Source organism: Simplicispira suum, from assembly GCF_003008595.1.
In the GTDB taxonomy this organism is placed as follows: Bacteria; Pseudomonadota; Gammaproteobacteria; order Burkholderiales; family Burkholderiaceae_C; genus Simplicispira; species Simplicispira suum.
Genome location: NZ_CP027669.1, coordinates 231,407 through 251,631 on the forward strand (window position 1 = coordinate 231,407; position 20,225 = coordinate 251,631).

The window sequence follows — 20,225 nt, forward strand, 5'->3', positions numbered from 1 at the left end:
CAAATTCATGAAGATTGCGATTGTGGGCGCCGGAGTGGCCGGCGTGACCACGGCTTACGAGTTGGCGCGCCACGGCCATGCCGTTACCGTGTTCGAACGGCGCGCCAGTGCCGCCGAGGAAACCAGCTTCGCCCCAGGCGCGGTGCGCGGCCTGGGTCCACTGGCTCCCTGGGCGCTGCCCGGGTCGATGGGCGTGCCGCGCGCTCTGGGCAGCTCAGCCAGCGTTCAGGCGGGCCGGGCCAGCAGCCTGGCGGAGCTGCGCTGGCTCTGGCAATGGCAAGGCGCTGCGCGCAAAGCACTGCGAAGTGGCGAGCCGACACCCGCCATGCGCGCGCTGGCGCAGCTCTCGCAATGGAGCCAGCACTGCTACCTTGACACCACCGAAGCCCTGGGGCTGGAGCTGGAGCACAGCCGCGGCGCTCTGCTGCTGCTTCGGGACGACCGCACCGCCGCGCCGCTGCGCCAGGCCGTACAGGCACTGCGCAATGCGGGGGCGCCGCTGCACGAACTGGACGCCGCAGCGGCGCGCAAGCTCGAACCTGGGCTGGCCGAAAACACCGATTTCGCGCTGGCGCTGCATCTGCCCCAGGCCGAGGCAGGCAACTGCCGGCAGTACAGCGTGCTGCTGCGCCAGGCCGCGCAGCGCCTGGGCGCCGAATTTGCTTTTCAAACCGAAATCACCGCCATTCGCAGTGCCTCAAGCGGCACCAAACTGCAAGTGCGCGGCGAAGCCGAACCCCGGCGCTTCGATGCTGCCGTGCTGTGCAGCGGTGCCGATGCCCTCTCCTTGCTCGCGCCGCTGGGCGTACGCACCGGCATGGTGGCGCTGTGGGGCTATTCGCTGACCGCGCCGCTGCGCGAAGGTGCCCCTGCGCCGCAAGGCTCCGTGCTGGACGTGGCACGGCAGGTGAGCCTGGCGCGCCTGGGCCAGCGCATCCGCGTCTCCGGTGGCGCCGAGCTGGGCGGCACAGGCGAGGCGCAGCATCCAAAAGCCTTGCACGCGCTCTATGAGGCTCTGGACATCTGGTTTCCGGGCAGCGTCCGGCGCGGCGCGGGCCTGCAGATATGGCGCGGCGCCCGTGCCATTCGCGCCGGCGGCCTGCCCCTGCTTGGCGCCAGCGGCGTTCCAGGCCTGTGGCTCAACCTGGCCCACGGCGACAGCGGCTGGTCCCTGGCCAGCGGCTGCGCGCGTCTTCTCGTACAGCAACTGGGCGGACGCGAATCGGCGCTCTCGCCTGCCGAAATGGCGCACTTCGCTCCCACCAGCTAATCGCGCGCGCCTCAAAGGCGCATTGCCTGCCCATAATGGCGCACATGCTGCGCATCCGGCCCGATAGCCCCCACCCGCTGTACGACCTGGCGGCAACGCGCGCCATTGAGCACAGCGCGGCGGCAAGCCTGCCGCCCCACACCCTGATGCAGCGCGCCGGCCTCGCCACCGCACGCCTGGCACGCGCCTTGGCGCCGCACGCCCGCGCCGCATGGATCGTCTGCGGTCCGGGCAACAACGGCGGCGACGGGCTGGAAGCCGCCGCGCACCTGCACCGCGCGGGCATTCGCGTCACCGTTACCTGGCTGGGCAGCGAGGGCCGCCTGCCGCCCGATGCCCAGCACTCGCTGCAACGGGCACGGGACGCGGGCGTGGATTTTGCTGATGCTCCCACCATCGCACTTACAGCGGCCGACATCTGCATAGACGCATTGCTGGGCATCGGCCTGGCGCCGGGCGGTGCGGCGCGCCCACCGCCACCCCACTGGCTTGCCTTGCTGGCGCAGTTGCGCGCCGCCCCCGCCTGCCTGCTGTGCGTGGACCTGCCCAGCGGCCTGCAGACCGATACCGGCGCCTGGGCAGCTGGCTTTGCGCCGGATGCGCCTGCGCAGGCCGCCTGCCACACGCTGGCGCTGCTCACACTCAAGCCCGGCCTCTTCACCGCCCAGGGGCGCGACGCCGCTGGCACCGTATGGCTGGACACACTGGATGTCCTTGCCGATGAATCTCTCGCCAGCGCCCGGCTGACGGGCCCGTCCCCGGCCGCGCAGCGCGCGCATGCCAGCCACAAGGGAAGCTACGGCGATGTCGCCGTGGTCGGGGGCGAGGGCTTGGCACGGCGCGGCATGGGCATGGAAGGTGCTGCGTTGCTCGCCGCCAGCGCGGCCTTGCACGCCGGCGCCGGCCGTGTGCTGCTGGCGCTGCTGGACGATGGAGCGCTGCCGGCAGCCGTTGGGGCGCCCGAGCTGATGCAGCGCCGCTTCGAGGCGCTCGATCTGGAAGCGCTCACGGTGGTCTGTGGCTGCGGCGGCGGTGAATCCGTGGCCGAGGTACTGCCGGCCGTTTTGGCGCGCGCCGCCCGGCTGGTGCTTGACGCCGATGCGCTCAACGCCATCGCCAGCGACGCGGCGCTGCAGACCGCCTTGGCGGAACGTGCCACACGCCGGTGGGGCACCATCCTGACACCGCACCCGCTTGAAGCCGCCCGCCTGCTGGGCTGCAGCGCACAGGCGGTGCAGGCCGATCGGCTGGCGGCAGCGCAGCGCCTGGTGCAGCGCTTTGGCTGCGTCTGCGTGCTCAAGGGTTCGGGCAGCGTAGTGGCCGGGCCGGGCCGGGTGCCCGCCATCAACCCCACAGGAAACGCGCGACTGGCCACGGCCGGCACGGGCGATGTGCTGGCCGGCATGCTGGGTGCCCACTGGGCGGCAGGGAAAGAATCTTTCGCGGCGGCGTGCAGCGCCGTCTACCAGCACGGTCGCCTGGCCGACCGCTGGTCTGAAGGCCAGGCACTGGTTGCCAGCGCGCTCGCCAAAGCGTCGAATTTTGATTGAAATGAGGCTCTAGCGCTTATTCCACAAACGCTAACAGCTCCTGAAATAAGAGCAAAACGGCCCGGCTGCAAGCGCGGGCCCGGCAGACCCGCTCTGCGCCTCAGTGGCGAGATCCGCGTCCCTTGCCCGAAGGCGCCTTGGTCAGCAAGGAAGCCTTTTGCTTGGACTTGGCGCCCGATCCGCCGGCATCCTTGGGAGTCGGCGCCTCGCGGTGGCTTCGTGAAGGCACTGGCGCGGCCTCCTCGCTGGCCCGCCGCGCGCGCGCAGGCTTGTCGCTGCTTTTGCCATTTTTCTTGCCGCCACTGCGCTCGCCAGCGCTGCGCGGCGCGGCGATCTCGCCCTCGTTGACGAGACGGAAATCAATGCGCCGGCCGTCCAGATCCACACGGCTGACCTGCACACGAACGCGCGAGCCAATGGCATAGCGGATTCCGCTGCGCTCGCCACGCAGCTCCTGCCGCGTTTCGTCGAACTTGAAGTAATCGCCACCCAGCTCGGTGATGTGCACCAGGCCCTCGACGTACATGGCGTCGAGCGTGACGAATATGCCAAAGCTGGTGACCGAGGACACCAAACCGCCATATTCCTCGCCCAGGTGTTCGCGCATGTACTTGCACTTGAGCCAGGCCTCGACGTCGCGGCTGGCCTCGTCGGCGCGGCGCTCGTTGGCGCTGCAGTGCAGGCCGGCTGCCTCCCAAGACTGCGTCTCCAGCAAAGCTGCTCCGGTCTCCTTCTTGCGCGGCTCAGCCCCAGGCTTCTGCGCCCGTGCCGCCAGGCGCTTGCTCAGCTTGGCATGCGCTTCGCCTGGCAGCGGCAGTGCCGGCAGCCGGTAGCGCGTATTGCCCAGAATCGACTTGATGACGCGGTGCACCAGCAGATCGGGGTAGCGGCGGATCGGACTCGTGAAATGTGTGTAGGCCTCGAACGCCAAACCAAAGTGGCCGCTGTTGTTGGGCGTGTAAATGGCCTGCTGCATGGAGCGCAGCAGCATGGTGTGGATCTGCTGGGCGTCTGGCCGGTCCTTGGTGGCTTCGGCAATCGCCTGAAATTCGGACGGAGCCGGGTTGTCGCTGATGCTCAATCCCACCGCCATGGCCTTCAGGTAGCTGCGCAGGATGTCCTGCTTTTCGGGCGTGGGGCCTTCGTGCACCCGGTACAGGCCGTGCTGCTTGCCCTGGGCGATGAAGTCGGCGCTGCAGACGTTGGCGGCCAGCATGGCCTCTTCGATCAGCTTGTGGGCGTCGTTGCGCGTGCGCGGAATAATTTTTTCGATGCGGCCGTTGTCGTCGCAGACGATCTGCGTCTCGGTAGTTTCAAAGTCCACCGCGCCGCGCTCACGCCGCGCGATCAACAGAGCGCGGTACACGTCGTGCAGATTGAGCAGATCGGGAATTCGCTCCGTGCGTTTGGCCGCTTCCGGACCGCGCGTATTGGCCAAAATCGCCGCCACTTCGGTGTACGTGAAGCGCGCATGGCTGAACATCACCGCCGGATAGAACTGGTAGGCGTGCACTTCGCCCTTGGCCGTGATCAGCATGTCGCAAACCATGCACAGGCGTTCCACGTCGGGATTGAGCGAACACAGCCCATTGCTGAGCTTCTCGGGCAGCATGGGAATGACGCGGCGGGGAAAATACACGCTGGTGGCGCGGTCGTAGGCATCGACATCGATGGCGCTGCCCGTCTGCACATAGTGGCTGACATCGGCAATGGCGACCAGCAGGCGCCAGCCCTTGGCGCGACCGACCTTGGCGGGCTCGCAGTACACGGCGTCGTCGAAGTCGCGCGCGTCTTCGCCATCGATGGTGACCAGCGGCACATCGGTCAGGTCGATGCGGCCTTTTTTGTCCTGCGGGCGCACTTTGTCCGGCAGCGCGGCGGCCTGCGCCAGGCAGGTCTCAGAAAACTCGTGCGGAACCCCGTACTTGCGCACCGCAATTTCGATTTCCATGCCGGGGTCATCGACCTCGCCCAGCACTTCGGTGATGCGCCCCACCGGCTGGCCGTAGAGCGCGGGCGGCTCGGTCAATTCGACTACAACGACTTGTCCCGGCTCGGCAGCGCCCAAAGCGCCTTTGGGAATCAGCACGTCCTGGCCATAACGCTTGTCTTCGGGCGCCACGATCCAGACCCCGCTCTCCTGCAGCAATCGGCCAATCAGGGGCTGCTTGGGGCGCTCGATGATCTCCACCACACGGCCTTCGGGCCGGCCGCGCCGGTCCTGGCGCACGATGCAGACCCGCACGCGGTCCTTGTGCAGGACGGCGCGCATCTCGTTGGGGGGGAGAAAAATATCAGACAGGCCATCGTCGCGCAAGACAAAACCGTGGCCATCGCGGTGCCCTTGAACCGTGCCTTCAAATTCATCGGAAGGCTGGTTGACGGGCAATTTTTCGCTCATTTTTTTGCTATACAATCTCGTTCTTTCCTGAAATGCCCAGGTGGCGGAATTGGTAGACGCACTAGTTTCAGGTACTAGCGAGTAACATCGTGGAGGTTCGAGTCCTCTCCTGGGCACCAAGTTTAACGAGAAGCCGCTGCATCAGCGGCTTTTTTGTTTTTATTGGCCTGCGCGCCGCGTCAGCACTGCGTCCACTGCTATAAAATTCAAGCCTTCGATATCTGGCCCAGATGGCGGAATTGGTAGACGCACTAGTTTCAGGTACTAGCGAGTAACATCGTGGAGGTTCGAGTCCTCTTCTGGGCACCAAGCAAAAAGCCGCTGCAGTTGCAGCGGCTTTTTTGTTTCCAAGGCGCTTGGGGTTTTCTAGGCCTTACCCGCGCATCAAAGCCTTGAGAACGTTCTGCAAACGGCGGGCGGCGGCAGGCTCGCTGGGCTGAGCAAGCAGCTGGGCCACATCCTGGGCCCACGTCTGCGCCGGCGCCGCTTCGTTGCGGCGCGTCAGCAGCTGCAATTGCATCATGCGGCGATCGGACAGATGCTCGGCCGGAGTCGGCACCTCGGCAGCGATTTCGAGCCGCAGCAACAGATCGGCACTGGAGACCTTTCCGCCCGTTTGCGAGGCCGCGGCCAGCGCCTGCGTCCAGGCATTGCGCACGGCGCCCGTCACACTGCGGCCAAATTCCTGCGCGGGCGGCACCATGTCTGCGTCCCGCTTTTCCCACGCGCTCAGCAGCTGCGAAAGCGCCTCTCCGTGCGCCTGGGCCGCCAGTTTGCGCAGAGCTGCCTGGGCATGCTCGAGCGCCTCGCGCTGCGCGCGAAAGGCCGCATCGCCCAGCCGTGGGCCCCGGTCTTCGTACGCTGGCCGATCGCCAAAGCGCCCCGAACCGCCGCCGTCTCGGCGCCCGTCTGCCGGGCGACCATCGCGCCGCTCGCCAGGACGTGCACCTCGGCCTGGTGCCGCTGGCACATCCTTTTTCATTCCTGGCCGGTCGTCGCCGCGCACCGCCACCACCGGGCGCGGCGGCGGAGGGGGCGCCGACGGCTTGGCTGGCGGGTTCTCGTCGGCCGCAGCGCCCTGCGATTCGGCAGCCTCCTGCGAGCTCGGCTCCGAAGGGCTGGGCGCGTCGCCACCAGCTTGCCCAGGCTCTTGCACGAGCTTTTGCGCAGGAGCCTGGGTGGCGGCATGCGCAGCCTGACCGCGAAGTGCCGCCTCCAGTGCGCTCATGGCAGCTCGAATGCGCTGCGCGTCACCGCTGGCATTGGCAGCATCAAGTGCCTTGGCCGCCTCGAGCACAGCCTTGTCGTGGGCACTGGCCTGGCCCGCGCCCCTTTCGCGCTCTGCGGTCTTGCGGTTGAAAGCGTCATCAATGGGCTTACGGAACGCGTCCCACAGCTTTTGCTCCTGGCGGCGCTCCAGCGGCACCGTCTGGGCTTCCGTTTGCCAGCGCAGCTGCAAGGCCTTGACCGCATCCACACGCAGCATGGGCGCTGCTCCCAGGGCGACGGCTTCTTCAATCATGGCGTGGCGCCGCTCCAGACTGGCGGCCTGCGCAGCCTCGAAAGGCGCTGCCGCAGCCTCCATGCTGCGCTTCCACTGCGGTTGCAGTTCGGTCAGCAGCTTCTCCCCCACATGGCCCCCGTCCCGCCAACGGGCGCCAAACTGCTGAAGACCGCGCAAAACCGACTTCCAATCGGTATTGGCGGCGTTCTGCTCGCCCCAAGCCTGGAGCTCAGCAATCAAGGCCAAACGCTGCGCCCTGTGCTCTGCTGCGTCGGTGCGCACTTTTTCCAGCCAGGCCTCAACCACCTTGTGCGCCTCATTGCAGGCTTCGTCGAACTTCTTCCACAAGCCATGGTTGGGCGCCCCGCCCTGGTCGGCCTGCTTCCATTGCTCGCGCAGATGGCGCAAGCTCTCTTGCATCTTGCGTCCACCCAATGCCTGGCCTTCCGGCCGCTGCAACAAGGCCTGCGCCTTGGCTACCAAGTCTTCCCGCACCTGATCGGCGCTCCAGCGCTGCCAGCCCTCAAGTTCACCGGCCGCCACGAGTGCAGTGTGCACGCGTTGCTCGAGCGCGGTATCAATATGCCGGCCATGCTGCTTGAGCACGGCACGCAGAGCGGTCGCTGCACCGGCACTTGCCTTGCCGTGGCCTTGCGCTGTTTCTTCTTCCAGTTTGCTCAGAGCGTCCGTGACGCGGGCTGCGGATTGCGCGGCCAGCTCCGGGGCCACCCTGGGCTTGCTCGGCCGCTGGGCCGCAGGAGCAGCAGCAGGCGCCTCACCGCGCGCCGCGCGCAATGCTTCCGCCCACATGGGGACTGCTGGAAGCGGGGCCTGCGCATCCGCAGCTGCGGCGGCGGCCTGCCCGATAGCGGCCTGGAATGCTTCCCAAACCACCAGCAGTTGCGCCTTGGATGTATCCAGCAAGGGGGAAAGCGTGCTTCGACACTGGGCCAACTGGCATCGCCCGCAAGCGCCTGTGCCTGTTCCTGCCAGTGCTGAACGTCGGTCAGAAGTGCGTCTTGAGCGGCGTGCGCATCCTGCCAAGGCTTGGTGGACAGCACTTCGATACGTTGCGCCAGCAGCACCGCCGCTTCACGCTGCACCTGGACACGGTGTTGCAGGTCTTCAATCACCTTGATGCGCTCGGCCAACTGCGTCTTGAGTTCGGCCAGAGGTTCGCGCGAGAGCGGCGCGCCGGCCTTGGCCGCATCGCGCTGCCAGGCCATGGCGTCGGCAATGTTCAGCTTGGGCGCTGCCAGCAGGGCATGGGCCTTTTCTGCCCACTCGGCGGCGATCGCCTCCTGATTTTTGGCGCGACGCATCTCGTCCAGCCGCTCGCGCACAGCGCGCGCTGCACCTTTGTCACGCCCACTGAGTTCCTTGAATACGTCCTGCAGCTGCCCTGGTGTGGGCTGCGACGCAAGCCAGTCCCGGATACGGGAGGCGCGCTCGCCCGAAGTGGCTGCAGAGAAAGCGCCACCCGTCAGCGCGTCGAGCGGATGCACGGGCGTCGTCGGAGGCGGCGTGGTGGGCAGATCGGGAGCGTCGGACATCTTGTTGCGCAAAGAAAAAGGGAACATGGGAAGTGAGGAGCGATGGCACAAAGCGCCAGCCCGTACAAAGAGGCAATGGAAGAAGCACGCCCAGAGGCGAGCGCAGGTCTATTTTCACAGGGTTTTGAACAAGCTCCCTAAACCTTGGTCAACACCTGCTCTCTGCCCATGCTCGAACGCACGCCAAACCGACGCCGGCAAAGGCAAAGCGAATGGTCCAAAGTTCGCAGACAACACGCTCACCCCAGGCAAAACAGGGATTACATACAGCATATTTACTACTACTAAGTCTAACAACATGAATTAATAGTGTTGACTTGGTATTTGATAGCCCCCTAGAATCCGCCAACTTTGCGAAAAGCTAAGTATTAACCCCCAGTTCCGCTGCCGAAATCGGCTAAGTCAAAGCGGCCTGCGCAGCGCGCCAGGCACGGATTTGATGGCGTACCAATCAGGTGAATGTGGATGCACGAGTCCTTAGTGATTGAGGTGTGTCGACATTGCCGTCGAAAGGAAGCTATGACAGCGACAGGATTTTTCGCCTCCGGCCTGCGTACTGTTTTACACGCGTTGGTCAACGGTATTTTCAAACTCACGCACAACAGCTTCGCCCTTTTGGGTTTGGCCGTGGCGTGCCTTGTCATCACCCTGACCGCCCGCCCCGACCTGCGTGAGCAGGGTGAATTGCAGTTGCGCAGCTGGCTGCAGGCCCGCCAAGGCATTGAATCGGATGCAGACGCCGAACTCGACGAACCCAGCGAGCGCGCCCTGGCGGCCGACCCGCGTGGTTTGCCCAAGGAACAGGCCCGGGTGGCCTTCTGGCTGAGTAAAAAATACCGTGTGGCGCCCGAACCACTGAGTGTGCTGGTGGGCGAAGCGTATGAACTGGGTGCCAGAACCAAGCTCGATCCGACATTGATTCTCGCCATTGTGGCCATCGAATCCAGGTTCAACCCCTTCGCCCAGAGCCCTGTTGGTGCGCAGGGCCTGATGCAGGTGATGACGCGTGTACACACCGACAAATATGAAGCTGTGGGCGGGCAGCTTGCGGCCTTCGACCCGGTCACCAATTTGCGCGTCGGAGTTCAAGTACTGCAAGAATGCATCCGCCGCGCTGGCTCGCTGGAAGGCGGGCTGCGCTACTACGTGGGAGCCGCCAATCTGGAAAGCGACGGTGGCTACGCGGCAAAAGTGCTGGCAGAGCATTTCCGGTTGCGCCAAGTAGCAGGTGGGCGCGGTACACGTACTGCCACGCCCGCTCCCGGAACGCTGACCACCAAGGCCGACGCGCCGCCCGCTGCAGAAGCGCCCGCTGCCCCCGTGGTGGCTCCGGGCATTGAAAAGGTGGCTCTGCTGTCCGCATCCTGAGCCACCCTGCGCATCCGCTCTCCCAGGATGCGCGGCTCAGTTACACTCACACCCGTGCGCGACTGGCGATAGGCGCGGCCCGAAACGGGCTGCCGCTGACGTGGAAACCGACAAGGCTTTGCCCTTGTGAACCACCGGGAAGCGTGCCGCACCGGCTTCTGGCCTGCTGCGTTCCGCCGTTCGCCTGGGCAGCCCTTGTTGCAAGGGACACAAGTTCACAGGACTGCCATGTACCACCGAAATATTCTCGTAGAGCAAACCGATCCTGAGCTGTTCGCTGCCATTCAGTCAGAGAACCAGCGCCAGGAAGAGCACATCGAACTGATCGCCAGCGAAAACTACGCGTCGCCTGCAGTGATGTGGGCCCAGGGCACGCAGTTGACCAACAAGTACGCCGAGGGGTACCCAGGCAAGCGCTATTACGGCGGCTGCGAGTTTGTCGATGTGGCCGAGCAACTGGCCCTTGAGCGCGTCAAGAAAATCTTTGGCGCAGAGGCGGCCAATGTGCAGCCGCACTGCGGTGCATCGGCCAATGAAGCGGTGTTTCTCGCCTTTCTCAAGCCGGGTGACACCATCATGGGCATGAGCCTGGCCGAAGGCGGACACCTGACGCACGGAATGGCACTGAATATGTCGGGCAAGTGGTTCAACGTGATTTCCTATGGCCTCAACGCCAAGGAAGAAATTGACTACGACGCCATGGAGAAGAAGGCGCACGAACACAAGCCCAAGCTCATCATTGCGGGCGCCTCGGCCTACAGCCTGCACATCGATTTCGCCCGCTTCGCCAAAGTGGCCAAGGACGTCGGCGCGATTTTCATGGTGGACATGGCGCACTACGCCGGCCTGATTGCCGCAGGCCTCTACCCCAACCCCGTGCCGCACGCCGATGTCGTCACCAGCACCACGCACAAGAGCCTGCGCGGCCCGCGCGGCGGCATCATTTTGATGAAGGCGGAGCACGAAAAGGCGATCAACAGCGCCATTTTCCCTGGCTTGCAAGGCGGCCCGCTGATGCACGTGATTGCAGCCAAGGCGGTGGCTTTCAAAGAAGCGCTGCAGCCCGACTTCAAACAGTACCAGCAGCAAGTGCTGGCCAATGCCCGTGTGATGGCTGAGACGCTCACCGAGCGCGGCCTGCGCATTGTCAGTGGCGGGACGCAAAGCCATTTGATGCTGGTGGATCTGCGCGCCAAGGGCATCACGGGCAAGGAAGCCGAGGCCGTGCTGGGCCAGGCCCACATGACGATCAACAAGAACGCCATCCCCAACGACCCGGAAAAGCCCATGGTGACCAGCGGCATCCGCGTGGGCACGCCGGCCATGACCACGCGCGGCTTCAAGGACGAGGAAGCCCGCCTGACCGCCAACCTGCTGGCAGACGTCTTGGACAAGCCGCGCGACGAAGCCCACATTGCCGCCGTGCGCGCCAAGGTGAATGCGCTGACCAGCCGCTTTCCGGTCTACCGCGACTAAAGGTCCGACGCATGAAATGCCCGTTCTGCGGCCATCTCGATACCCAGGTGGCCGAGACCCGGGTGGCCGAGGACGGCGGTTTCATCCGCCGCAGGCGCCGCTGCGGGGCCTGCGGCAAGCGCTTTACCACCTACGAAAAACCGGAAATCAACTTTCCGGTGGTGGTCAAGAAGGACGGTCGCCGCACCGAATACGTCGCGGCCAAGCTGCGCGGATCCTTCGCCATTGCCCTGCGCAAGCGCCCTGTGAGCACGGCACAGGTGGACGCTGCCATCGAGCGCATCGAAGAGCAATTGCTGAGCCTGGGCCTGCGCGAGCTGGCGTCGAGCCGCATCGGTGAACTGGTGATGCGCGAACTCAAAAAACTCGACCAGGTGGCGTACATCCGCTACGCCAGCGTCTACCGCAGCTTCGAGGACATCGACGAATTCAAGACGCTGGTAGACGAAGTCCGGCGCTGATCAGTCCCTCTAAGCGCCGCTTTCACTGCGGACACTTAGCTATCAAAAAAATGAGTGTTTTATGCCTCTAGCGCTTACTGGGTAAGCGCTACAAGCTATCAATTTCATAGTTTTCGGTTCAACGCACCGCCGCCGAAATTGGTGCCACTGCCTGGCGCACATCGCCGCATTGGGCGCGGTGGCGCAGGGCATGGTCGATCAGCACCAGCGCCAGCAAAGCCTCGGCAATGGGCGCGGCGCGGATACCGACACAGGGATCGTGCCGGCCCCTGGTCGATACCTGCACGCTCTGGCCCGCCGTGTCGATGGATTCGCGGGGACTGAGGATGGAACTGGTGGGCTTGATGGCGATCTGCGCCTCAATGTCCTGGCCACTGCTGATGCCGCCCAGAATGCCGCCCGCGTTGTTGCTGCGAAAACCGTCGGGGGAAAGCGAATCGCCGTGCACCGTGCCGCGCTGCGCGGCACTGGCAAAGCCGGCGCCAATTTCCACCCCCTTGACCGCGTTGAGACCCATCATCGCCCAGGCGATATCGGCGTCGAGCTTGTCGTAGATCGGTTCGCCCCAGCCCACGGGCACGCCGGTAGCCTGAACGCGAATGCGCGCGCCGCACGAATCGCCCGCCTTGCGCAGGGCATCCATGTAATCCTCAAAGCGCTGGACGTCGGCCACGGGTGCAAAAAACGGGTTTTGTGCAACGTGATCCCAGGATTCAAATCCGATTTCGAGTTCGCCCAGTTGGCTCATGCAAGCGCGCACCTGGGTACCGAACTGCGCCGCCAGCCATTTCCGGGCCACCGCACCGGCCGCCACCGTGGGCGCGGTCAGCCGGGCCGACGAACGTCCGCCACCACGCGGGTCACGCACGCCGTACTTGTGCCAGTAGGTGTAGTCGGCGTGGCCGGGGCGAAAGCGCTGGGCAATATCGCCATAGTCCTTGCTGCGCTGGTCGGTGTTGCGAATCAGCAAGGCAATCGGCGTGCCGGTGGTCACGCCTTCGTACACGCCCGAGAGGATTTCCACGGCGTCGGGCTCGGCGCGCTGCGTGACGTGGCGGCTGGTGCCGGGCCGGCGTCTGTCCAGATCGGCCTGAATGTCGGCCTCGCACAAGGGCATGCCGGGCGGACAGCCGTCGATCACGCAGCCAATGGCCGGGCCGTGGGATTCACCGAAGTTGGTGACTGCGAAAAGGGTGCCGAAAGTATTGCCGCTCATAGACGGCAATTATCGGGGCAGTAGGAGCCCGCCGCAGGGACGGGGCAGAGCAATCCAGCCCCACCATCCAATCGGCCGCGGCTGCGGGTCTTGGGAGCTTAAAGCAGCTTTTCGTCCGAATCGCCGGCTTCGCCTTCTGGCCAGTCGCGGATGTAGGCCTTGAGCATCTTGTTCTCAAAATTCTGGCTGTCCACCACAGCTTTGGCCACGTCGTAGAAGCTGATCACGCCCATCAGCATGCGGTTGTCCATGACGGGCATGTAGCGCGCGTGGCGATCAAGCATCATGCGCCGCACTTCGTCCATGTCGGTGCCGTTGGTGCAGGTCAGCGGGTGGTCGTCCATGGCCGTGCGCACGAGCATGGTGCCCACATTGCCGCCGTTTCGCACAAGGGCCTGAATGACTTCGCGGAAGGTGAGCATGCCCACCAGATCGCCATGCTCCATGACCACCAGCGAGCCAATGTCCTTCTCCGACATAACACGCACAGCATCGGCAAGGGGTTCGGCGGGATGGGCGGTATAGAGCGTATTGCCCTTCACCCGCAGGATATCGCTGACTTTCATGGCGTGCTCCGTACTGTTTGCAGCAAGTGTCGCTTGCTGGCGCCTCTGCAAATATAGCCCACAATGCCACCATCGCTTTGGAGAAAAACATGTCCGGTTACGCCGATCCCGGCTTCGACACGCTGGCCCTGCATGCCGGCGCCACCCCCGACCCCGCCACAGGTGCGCGGGCCGTGCCAATTCATCTCACGACATCGTTCGTCTTCGAATCCAGCGACCATGCGGCCTCGCTCTTCAACATGGAGCGCGGCGGACATGTGTATTCGCGCATCAGCAATCCCACCACCGCAGTGTTTGAGCAGCGCATGGCAGCGCTGGAAGGCGGCGTTGGCGCTGTTGCCACGGCCAGTGGCCAGGCGGCGCTGCATCTGACCATTGCCACGCTGATGGGCGCAGGCTCACACATCGTGGCCAGCAGCGCGCTGTACGGTGGATCGCAAAATCTCCTGCACTACACGCTGCGCCGCTTTGGCATTGAAACCAGTTTCGTACCCACAGGCGACCTTGGCGCGTGGCGCGCAGCGATCCGACCCAACACGCGTTTGCTGTTTGGCGAAACTGTGGGCAACCCTGGTCTGGATGTGCTTGATATCCCCAGCGTGAGTGCCATTGCGCACGAGGCGGGGGTGCCTTTGCTGGTCGATTCCACCTTCACCACGCCCTGGCTGATGAAGCCCTTCGAGCACGGTGCAGACATCGTGTACCACTCCGCCACCAAATTCCTCAGTGGACACGGTACGGTGATTGGCGGCGTGCTGGTCGACGGCGGGAGCTTCGACTGGGAAGCATCAGGCCGCTACCCTGAGCTGACTGAGCCCTACGATGGCTTTCATGGCATGGTGTTTGCCGAAGAAAGCTCCGTAGGCGCCTTTCTGCTGCGCGCTCGCCGCGAAGGCCTGCGCGACTTTGGCGCCTGCATGAGCCCGCACACGGCATGGCTCATTTTGCAGGGCATAGAGACCCTGCCGCTGCGCATGCAGCAGCACATGCGCAACACCGAGCGCGTGGTGGAGTTTCTCGCAAACCAGGATTTTGTCGCGCGCGTCGGTCACCCCATGCTGGAGACGCATCCCAGCCACCAGCTGGCCAAGCGGCTTCTACCGCGCGGCGCAGGCTCGGTGTTCAGCTTTGACCTCAAAGGAACGCGCGAGCAGGGCAAGAAGTTCATTGAAACCTTGAAGATATTCAGCCACCTGGCCAACGTGGGCGACTGCCGAAGTCTGGTCATCCACCCGGCCAGCACCACGCACTTTCGCTTGAGCGATGAGGCGCTGGCCTTGGCTGGCATCACACAGGGAACGATTCGCTTGTCGATTGGCCTTGAGGACGCGGACGACCTGATTGACGATCTCAAACGCGCGCTCAAGGCGGCGGAAAAGTTGGGGGGCTGAAGATGGAACTGCTGGTGAACGGACAGCGAACCTACTGCTATACGGGCGGTCAGGTCTTCAATCCCGCAAAACCCACCGTGGCGATGATCCACGGCGTACTCAATGACCACAGTGTCTGGGCCATGCAAAGCCGCTGGTTCGCCCACCACGGCTGGAACGTGCTGGCCATCGACCTGCCGGGGCACTGCCGCAGCGCGGGGGCTGCGCCACAAAGCGTGGAAGAAGCAGCGGAGTTCGTCATCGCGCTGCTCGATGCCCTGGGCATCCAGCGCGCTGCGCTGGTGGGCCACAGTTGGGGCTCACTGATCGCACTGGAGACGGCGGCAAGGCTGGGCGAGCGGGCCACGCATTTGGCGCTGGTCGGTACGGCCTGGCCGATGAAGGTCTCACCCGCGCTGCTGGAGTCGGCGCTGAACGAACCGGAAAAAGCCTTGCGCATGGTCAATGTATTTTCACGCAGCACGCTGTGCGCTCCACCCTCCGCTTTGGGGCCGGGCACCTGGGTGTTTGGCGCCCAGATGGCACTCGGCCGGCATGTGCTGCGCAGCAACCCGAAGGTCAATCTGTTTCATCGGGGATTTTTGGCCTGCGATCGCTATGCAGGAGGTGAAGCAGCGATCGGACGCGTTGCCTGCCCGGTTCTGTTCGCGCTCGGCACGCAAGACCAAATGACTCCACCAAAGGCCGCCCAAACCCTTGTCAGCGCCGCCCGAGCCGCTGGCAAAGCGGTCTCGGTGGCCATGCTTTCGGTGGGCCACAATGAAATGACCGAAGCACCCGAAGAGACTCTGATGGCTCTGCGCAATTTCCTGTCCGCCTAAACCGCGCCAGCGGGCAGGTTGCGAGTCCAGTCGAGAAAAAATCAGATAAAAATGGCTCTAGCGCTTTACCATATTGCGTTTATAGCTATCTAAAACATAGCGTAAGGTATCGGTAGATGCAGGCGACTACCGAGCCGGAAGCCAGTTGCTTGCCACATCCGACAGCAGCCCGTGCGGTTCAACGCGGCTTGCGCTCGTCCGGATCGATCCGCGCTTCAAAGCGGTCGCTGTTCACGCCGAAGCCCACGGGTTGGTTAGGGGCCGGCGGCGGCGTGCTGGCCACTGCCGGCACCTCCTGCTGCGTCAGAAAAGGCAATGGCTGGCTGATCTCGCTCGAATCGGTCAGTGCATCGAGATGGGTCAGATCGCTCAGGTCAAGGTCGATCTCCATGGGTGCGCCCCGAGGGGGGGCCTGCTTCGCGGCGGCCGCAGCAGCCTGGGCATCGAAATCCCAGTCGGGCTCAAACTCCATGAGGTTGCTGGCCGGCTCAGGCGCTGTCGCTATCGCTGAGGTCGGAACCATCCCCTGCTCTGCAGCAGCAGCCTCCAGAGGCGTCGTGCGATGGCGCGGAGCAGACTGCCCACGGGCTGTGGCGGGCGTGGTCCGTGCAACCGCATGCAACAACAACAGATCGTCGTAGGCCGGCAGATCGAAGCGCTGGTCCTGTCCTTGGCCACGGAACAACAGTTCCTGCAGCAAAGGCACCACCGACGGGTCGCACCAAAGCGCCTCAATACGGGCGAGTACGTCCGGGTAGCCGAAAAGGGTTCTGCCCGGCCGAGCAAATGCGGCGAACTCAGGTACCTGGGCATTGAAATACCGGTGAAATTGCGCGCGCAATTCGTTGAACTGCTCGATGCGGCTGAGCGAACGGTACAGGCGCAGAAGTTCGAGGTAGGCAGAAGGCGAAGCCGCCTGATTGGCCTCGATGTGCTTTTTCATCACCTCGATGGCCTGATCGTGCTCGCCGACGGAAACAAAAAATTCGGCCTGCTGCTGCAGATCAAACAAGTCTTCGGGATTGAGCACCGCCGTAACGGCAGCGGGTGCTGCAGCCTGCACGGCATCCGTCGTTGAATCATCTGCCGGCTCAGGCGTGTCATCCGACACCCCAAATTCGAGCGGCATCATCCCCGACGGCAGCATTTCAGGTTCAGCCGGCTGTGGCCGGGTTGTGACGTCGTGCTCCTCAGCGACCTGTCGCACAGTGCCTGCCCCTGCCGCCACTGCGGACGAAGGGACGGCTGCTTTGGCCGGCCCGTGGGTCCAGGTGCCTTCGCTGTTGGCTGGCGCCCGCTGCTTGCGTCCCCAGAGCCACACCAGCAATGCGGCAAGCGCTAGCAGCAAAGCCAACAAGACATAGACGACGACAGCGGGGAAGCGTTCAGCGGCCCGCTCTTGCAACTGCTGTTGTGCCGCCACGGCGGCTGCCTTGTCGCGCTCGGCGGCGGCAAGTTTTTCGCTCTGGGCCTTGTCCTGCGCTGCGCGGCTCGCTTCTTCCTGCAGCAAGTCTTCGGGCTGCATGTTCAGTGCACGCCACCGTGCTGCTGCTTGCTCACGCAGCGACGGCGAAACCGATTCAGGCAAGGCTGCGATTTCGGTCGAAGCACGCAGCACCGAAGGCGCCTGCAGCCAGTCCGACAATGGCTCCATGATCAGGCGCGGCCGGCCCGCTTCCTGCTCCGGCTTGCGGGTCACTGCAGGTCTGGCCGCGCGCTCAGCGCGAGCCGGGCGCTGCGCCGGGGCCTGGGTCGAAGGAACAGCGCCCGAACGGCTGGGTACGCCTTCGGGTGCGCCTGCAGCAGCGGAAGTAAGCGTGCTGCGCAGAACCAACGGCACTTCGGCAGCGCGCGCGCGCTCGGCCCTCACCTGGGCGGCGCTGATCGCTTCCGCCGGATAGGCCAACACCGTGTAAATGCGCACCACACTGCCCGAACAACCGGCCGAAAGACGCACGCTGAGCACCGGCTCATTGATCGGCTGGCTGCTTCGCAATCGCACGCTGGCCGGTCGCCCAGCCGTTTTCGGCTGGGGCGTCACAGAAATCTGACTTTGCGAAATGGGTGTATCGCCCGCCGTGACACCTGCAGTGACACAGGCATCAGATACATCTGCCCCGTCGGTGCGCACATCGAACACGAGATCCAACGGACGCCCCAAGACGACAGTGCCTTGCGGATTGCCAAGAGAAAGTGCTGCGGCGCCCCCGGCCGCACACACCATCGCCATTCCGAGCAGAAGATGACTAAGTCTCACTTTTTTTTGTAAATTAATTTTTCCGATTCTTGCATAAATTACAGCACCTGCGCGAACGACATAATCCAAGGATGACAATGAACTTTTCCAAGGTAGGTGTGCTGGGCGCAGGTGCTATGGGCCAAGGCATCGCACAACTGTCTGCCCAAGCCGGCAGCGATGTGCTGCTGCTGGACGCCCGTGCGGGCGCTGCCCAGGTCGCTATCGATGCGATAGAAGCGCAATGGCGCAGGATGTCGGAAAAAGGACGCGCAACACCCGAGCAGGTGAAGCGGTGGCGAAGCGCGCTGCTGGCGGTTGACGATATTCATGCACTGGCGCAGTGCAACCTCGTGATCGAAGCCATCGTCGAGGACCTGGACGCCAAGCGTGTCTTGTTTGAGCAACTGGAATCCGTCGTGGCGCCCGACGCCGTGCTGGCAAGCAATACCTCGTCGCTCTCCATCACCGCACTGGCTTGCAGCCTGCGCCAACCGGAGCGATTTTGCGGTTTTCATTTCTTCAATCCGGTACCGCTGATGAAGATTGTGGAAGTGGTTCCCGGACTGCGAACGCATTCGACGGTGTGTGAAAGCCTGTCTGGTTTCGCCCGAAAGATGGGCCACACGCCGGTTCGGGCCCAAGATACGCCGGGATTCATCGTCAACCATGCCGGACGCGGCTTTGGTACCGAGGCGCTGCGCATCGTCTCCGAGGGCGTGGCAGATTTTGCAACGGTCGATCGCATTCTGCGTGAGCAGGCTGGATTTCGGCTGGGTCCGTTCGAGCTGATGGACCTGACCGGCCTTGATGTTTCGCACCCGGTGATGGAATCGATCTACCACCAGTTCTACGAGGAGCCGCGTTTCCGTCCCAGCGTCATCACAGCGCAGCGCCTGGCCGCAGGGGTCTTGGGGCGCAAGAGCGGCGAAGGCTTTTATCGCTATGCAGACGGTGCTGCGCAAGTGCCGGCCGATCCGCCTGTGCCGGCCATAGATTGGCTGCCTCCGGTGTGGGTCTCTCCGCGTGCCGCACGGCGCGCGGAGATCTATCAATTGCTGAAAAATCTCGGCGCCTCCATCGAAACGGGGGCGACAGCCTCCACGAAGGCGCTGTGTCTGGTCGCACCACTGGGCTTTGATGTCACTACCGTTGCCGTGGTGGATGGCCTGGACCCTGCGCGTACCGTCGGGATCGACATGCTGATCGAGGACGCCAGCACGCGGCGCCGGGTCCTGGCCATGAACCCCGCCACCCGTGAGGACATGCGTGACGCCGCCCACGCCTTGTTCGCGCGCGACGGCAAGCCCGTGAGCGTGTTGCGCGACAGTGGTGGCTTCGTCACCCAGCGCGTGCTCGCGCACATTGTGAACATTGCCTGTGACATCTGCCAGCAAGGCATCTGCAGCCCCGCCGACCTGGAGATGGCCGTGACGCTGGGCCTGGGCTATCCGCTGGGCCCGCTCGCCATGGGCGACCGCTGGGGCCCTTCGAGCATTCTTGAAATCCTGTTCAACATGCAGACCGTCTACGGTGACCCCCGCTACCGCCCAAGCCCGTGGCTGCGCCGACGCGGTGCATTGGGCCTGAGCCTGACACACGTGGAGCGCTGAACCTATGGCCGCAGAACTCACCAGCCGCACCGATGGTCAGACCCTGGTCCTGACGCTGAGTCATCCCGGCCGGCTCAACACCTTGAGTCCGGACATCTACGCTGCAGGCATCGAGGCCCTCAACGGCGCAGAACGAAGCGCCGATGTGCGCTCTGTGGTGCTCACAGGGGCTGATGGTTTGTTTTGCGCCGGCGGCGACCTTGCGCGCCTGCAGGCCAACCGCCAGCAACCACCTGCAGTTCAGGCGGCGAGCATCGACGCGCTGCACGATTGGATCGAGACCATCCGTACGTACCCCAAGCCCGTCGTCGCCGCCATCGAAGGGGCAGCGGCCGGCGCCGGTTTCTCCTTGGTGCTGGCTTGCGATTTTGCGGTTGCAGCGCGCAGCGCGCGCTTCTCGCTGGCATACAGCCGCGTAGGCCTGTCGCCGGACGGCGGCGCCAGCTGGGCTTTGGCGCAGGCGGTCCCGCGGGCGTTGGCGGCTGAGTGGTTGATGCTGGGCGAAGCAATTTCGGCCGAACGCCTGCACGCCCTGGGCGTGATCAACCGCCTCACCGAGCCTGGAGCGGCCCTTGCAGGGGCGCTGAATCTGTGTGCAAGCCTCCATGCGCGTGCGCCCAATGTATTGGCCAGCGTCAAGGAGCTGCTCGTCGACGCAGCGGGAAGCGATCTGCACGCACAGTTGGCGCGTGAGCGAAGGCATTTCGTCGACAACCTGCACCACGAAAATGCGGGTGAAGGAATCGTGGCCTTCTTTGAAAAGCGCGAGCCACTCTTTCGATAACGGGGATACTGGCGC

13 protein-coding genes, 2 tRNA genes, 1 pseudogene and 1 riboswitch are annotated in these 20,225 nt (G+C 64.3%); of the genes and pseudogenes, 11 read left to right on the forward strand and 5 right to left on the reverse strand.

All coding sequences use genetic code 11. From position 1 onward, the window contains the following. Positions 1-7: 7 nt before the first annotated feature. A complete protein-coding gene (locus C6571_RS01130; protein ID WP_106445071.1) occupies positions 8-1,270 on the forward strand; it encodes an FAD-dependent oxidoreductase in 1,263 nt (420 codons plus the stop codon). Between the two features lie 44 nt (positions 1,271-1,314). Then, a complete protein-coding gene (locus C6571_RS01135; protein WP_106447960.1) occupies positions 1,315-2,820 on the forward strand; it encodes an NAD(P)H-hydrate dehydratase in 1,506 nt (501 codons plus the stop codon). 100 nt (positions 2,821-2,920) lie between these two features. Here C6571_RS01135 and rnr read toward each other — a convergent pair whose 3' ends face one another. After that, the gene (gene rnr, locus C6571_RS01140) at positions 2,921-5,221 is read right to left on the reverse strand and encodes a ribonuclease R (RefSeq protein WP_106445072.1); all 2,301 of its coding nucleotides are present in this window, start codon (positions 5,219-5,221) and stop codon (positions 2,921-2,923) included. 34 nt (positions 5,222-5,255) lie between these two features. On the opposite strand from rnr, the gene C6571_RS01145 reads away from it, so the two are divergent. Beyond that, a tRNA-Leu gene (locus tag C6571_RS01145) sits at positions 5,256-5,340 on the forward strand. Between the two features lie 105 nt (positions 5,341-5,445). After that, positions 5,446-5,530: transfer RNA gene (locus tag C6571_RS01150), tRNA-Leu, on the forward strand. Between the two features lie 64 nt (positions 5,531-5,594). Here the strand turns inward: C6571_RS01150 and C6571_RS01155 are convergent. After that, positions 5,595-8,305, reverse strand: a pseudogene (locus C6571_RS01155) (DUF349 domain-containing protein). 492 nt (positions 8,306-8,797) lie between these two features. On the opposite strand from C6571_RS01155, the gene C6571_RS01160 reads away from it, so the two are divergent. From C6571_RS01160 to nrdR, 3 genes are all read left to right on the forward strand, one after another. Then, the gene (locus tag C6571_RS01160) at positions 8,798-9,646 is read left to right on the forward strand and encodes a lytic transglycosylase domain-containing protein (RefSeq protein ID WP_106445073.1); all 849 of its coding nucleotides are present in this window, start codon (positions 8,798-8,800) and stop codon (positions 9,644-9,646) included. A 48-nt stretch (positions 9,647-9,694) separates the two neighbouring features. Continuing rightward, a riboswitch (ZMP/ZTP riboswitch) is annotated at positions 9,695-9,843 on the forward strand. A gap of 31 nt (positions 9,844-9,874) precedes the next feature. Continuing rightward, positions 9,875-11,122, forward strand: coding sequence for a serine hydroxymethyltransferase (gene glyA / locus C6571_RS01165; RefSeq protein ID WP_106445074.1), 1,248 nt, complete (start codon positions 9,875-9,877; stop codon positions 11,120-11,122). Between the two features lie 11 nt (positions 11,123-11,133). Next, positions 11,134-11,583 carry a transcriptional regulator NrdR gene (gene nrdR / locus C6571_RS01170; protein WP_106445075.1) on the forward strand — a complete coding sequence of 150 codons (450 nt, stop codon included), beginning with the start codon at positions 11,134-11,136 and terminating at the stop codon, positions 11,581-11,583. A gap of 118 nt (positions 11,584-11,701) precedes the next feature. Here the strand turns inward: nrdR and aroC are convergent, their stop codons facing one another. Then, positions 11,702-12,799, reverse strand: coding sequence for a chorismate synthase (gene aroC, locus C6571_RS01175; RefSeq protein ID WP_106445076.1), 1,098 nt, complete (start codon positions 12,797-12,799; stop codon positions 11,702-11,704). Between the two features lie 98 nt (positions 12,800-12,897). Then, positions 12,898-13,365, reverse strand: a complete 468-nt coding sequence (locus C6571_RS01180; RefSeq protein WP_106445077.1) for a CBS domain-containing protein — start codon at positions 13,363-13,365, stop codon at positions 12,898-12,900. Positions 13,366-13,454: 89 nt separating this feature from the next. Here C6571_RS01180 and C6571_RS01185 point away from each other — a divergent pair, with 89 nt between their 5' ends. Next, a complete protein-coding gene (locus tag C6571_RS01185) occupies positions 13,455-14,756 on the forward strand; it encodes an O-acetylhomoserine aminocarboxypropyltransferase (protein WP_106447961.1) in 1,302 nt (433 codons plus the stop codon). A gap of 2 nt (positions 14,757-14,758) precedes the next feature. Continuing rightward, positions 14,759-15,577 carry an alpha/beta fold hydrolase gene (locus C6571_RS01190; RefSeq protein WP_106445078.1) on the forward strand — a complete coding sequence of 273 codons (819 nt, stop codon included), beginning with the start codon at positions 14,759-14,761 and terminating at the stop codon, positions 15,575-15,577. 178 nt (positions 15,578-15,755) lie between these two features. On the opposite strand, the gene C6571_RS01195 is transcribed toward C6571_RS01190, so the two are convergent. Continuing rightward, positions 15,756-17,738, reverse strand: a complete 1,983-nt coding sequence (locus tag C6571_RS01195; RefSeq protein WP_146139286.1) for a hypothetical protein — start codon at positions 17,736-17,738, stop codon at positions 15,756-15,758. A gap of 167 nt (positions 17,739-17,905) precedes the next feature. On the opposite strand from C6571_RS01195, the gene C6571_RS01200 reads away from it, so the two are divergent. Next, on the forward strand, positions 17,906-19,426 hold the full coding sequence (locus tag C6571_RS01200; RefSeq protein ID WP_106445080.1) for a 3-hydroxyacyl-CoA dehydrogenase: 1,521 nt from the start codon (positions 17,906-17,908) through the stop codon (positions 19,424-19,426). Positions 19,427-19,430: 4 nt separating this feature from the next. Next, positions 19,431-20,210, forward strand: coding sequence for an oxepin-CoA hydrolase, alternative type (locus C6571_RS01205; protein ID WP_106445081.1), 780 nt, complete (start codon positions 19,431-19,433; stop codon positions 20,208-20,210). Positions 20,211-20,225 lie beyond the last annotated feature (15 nt).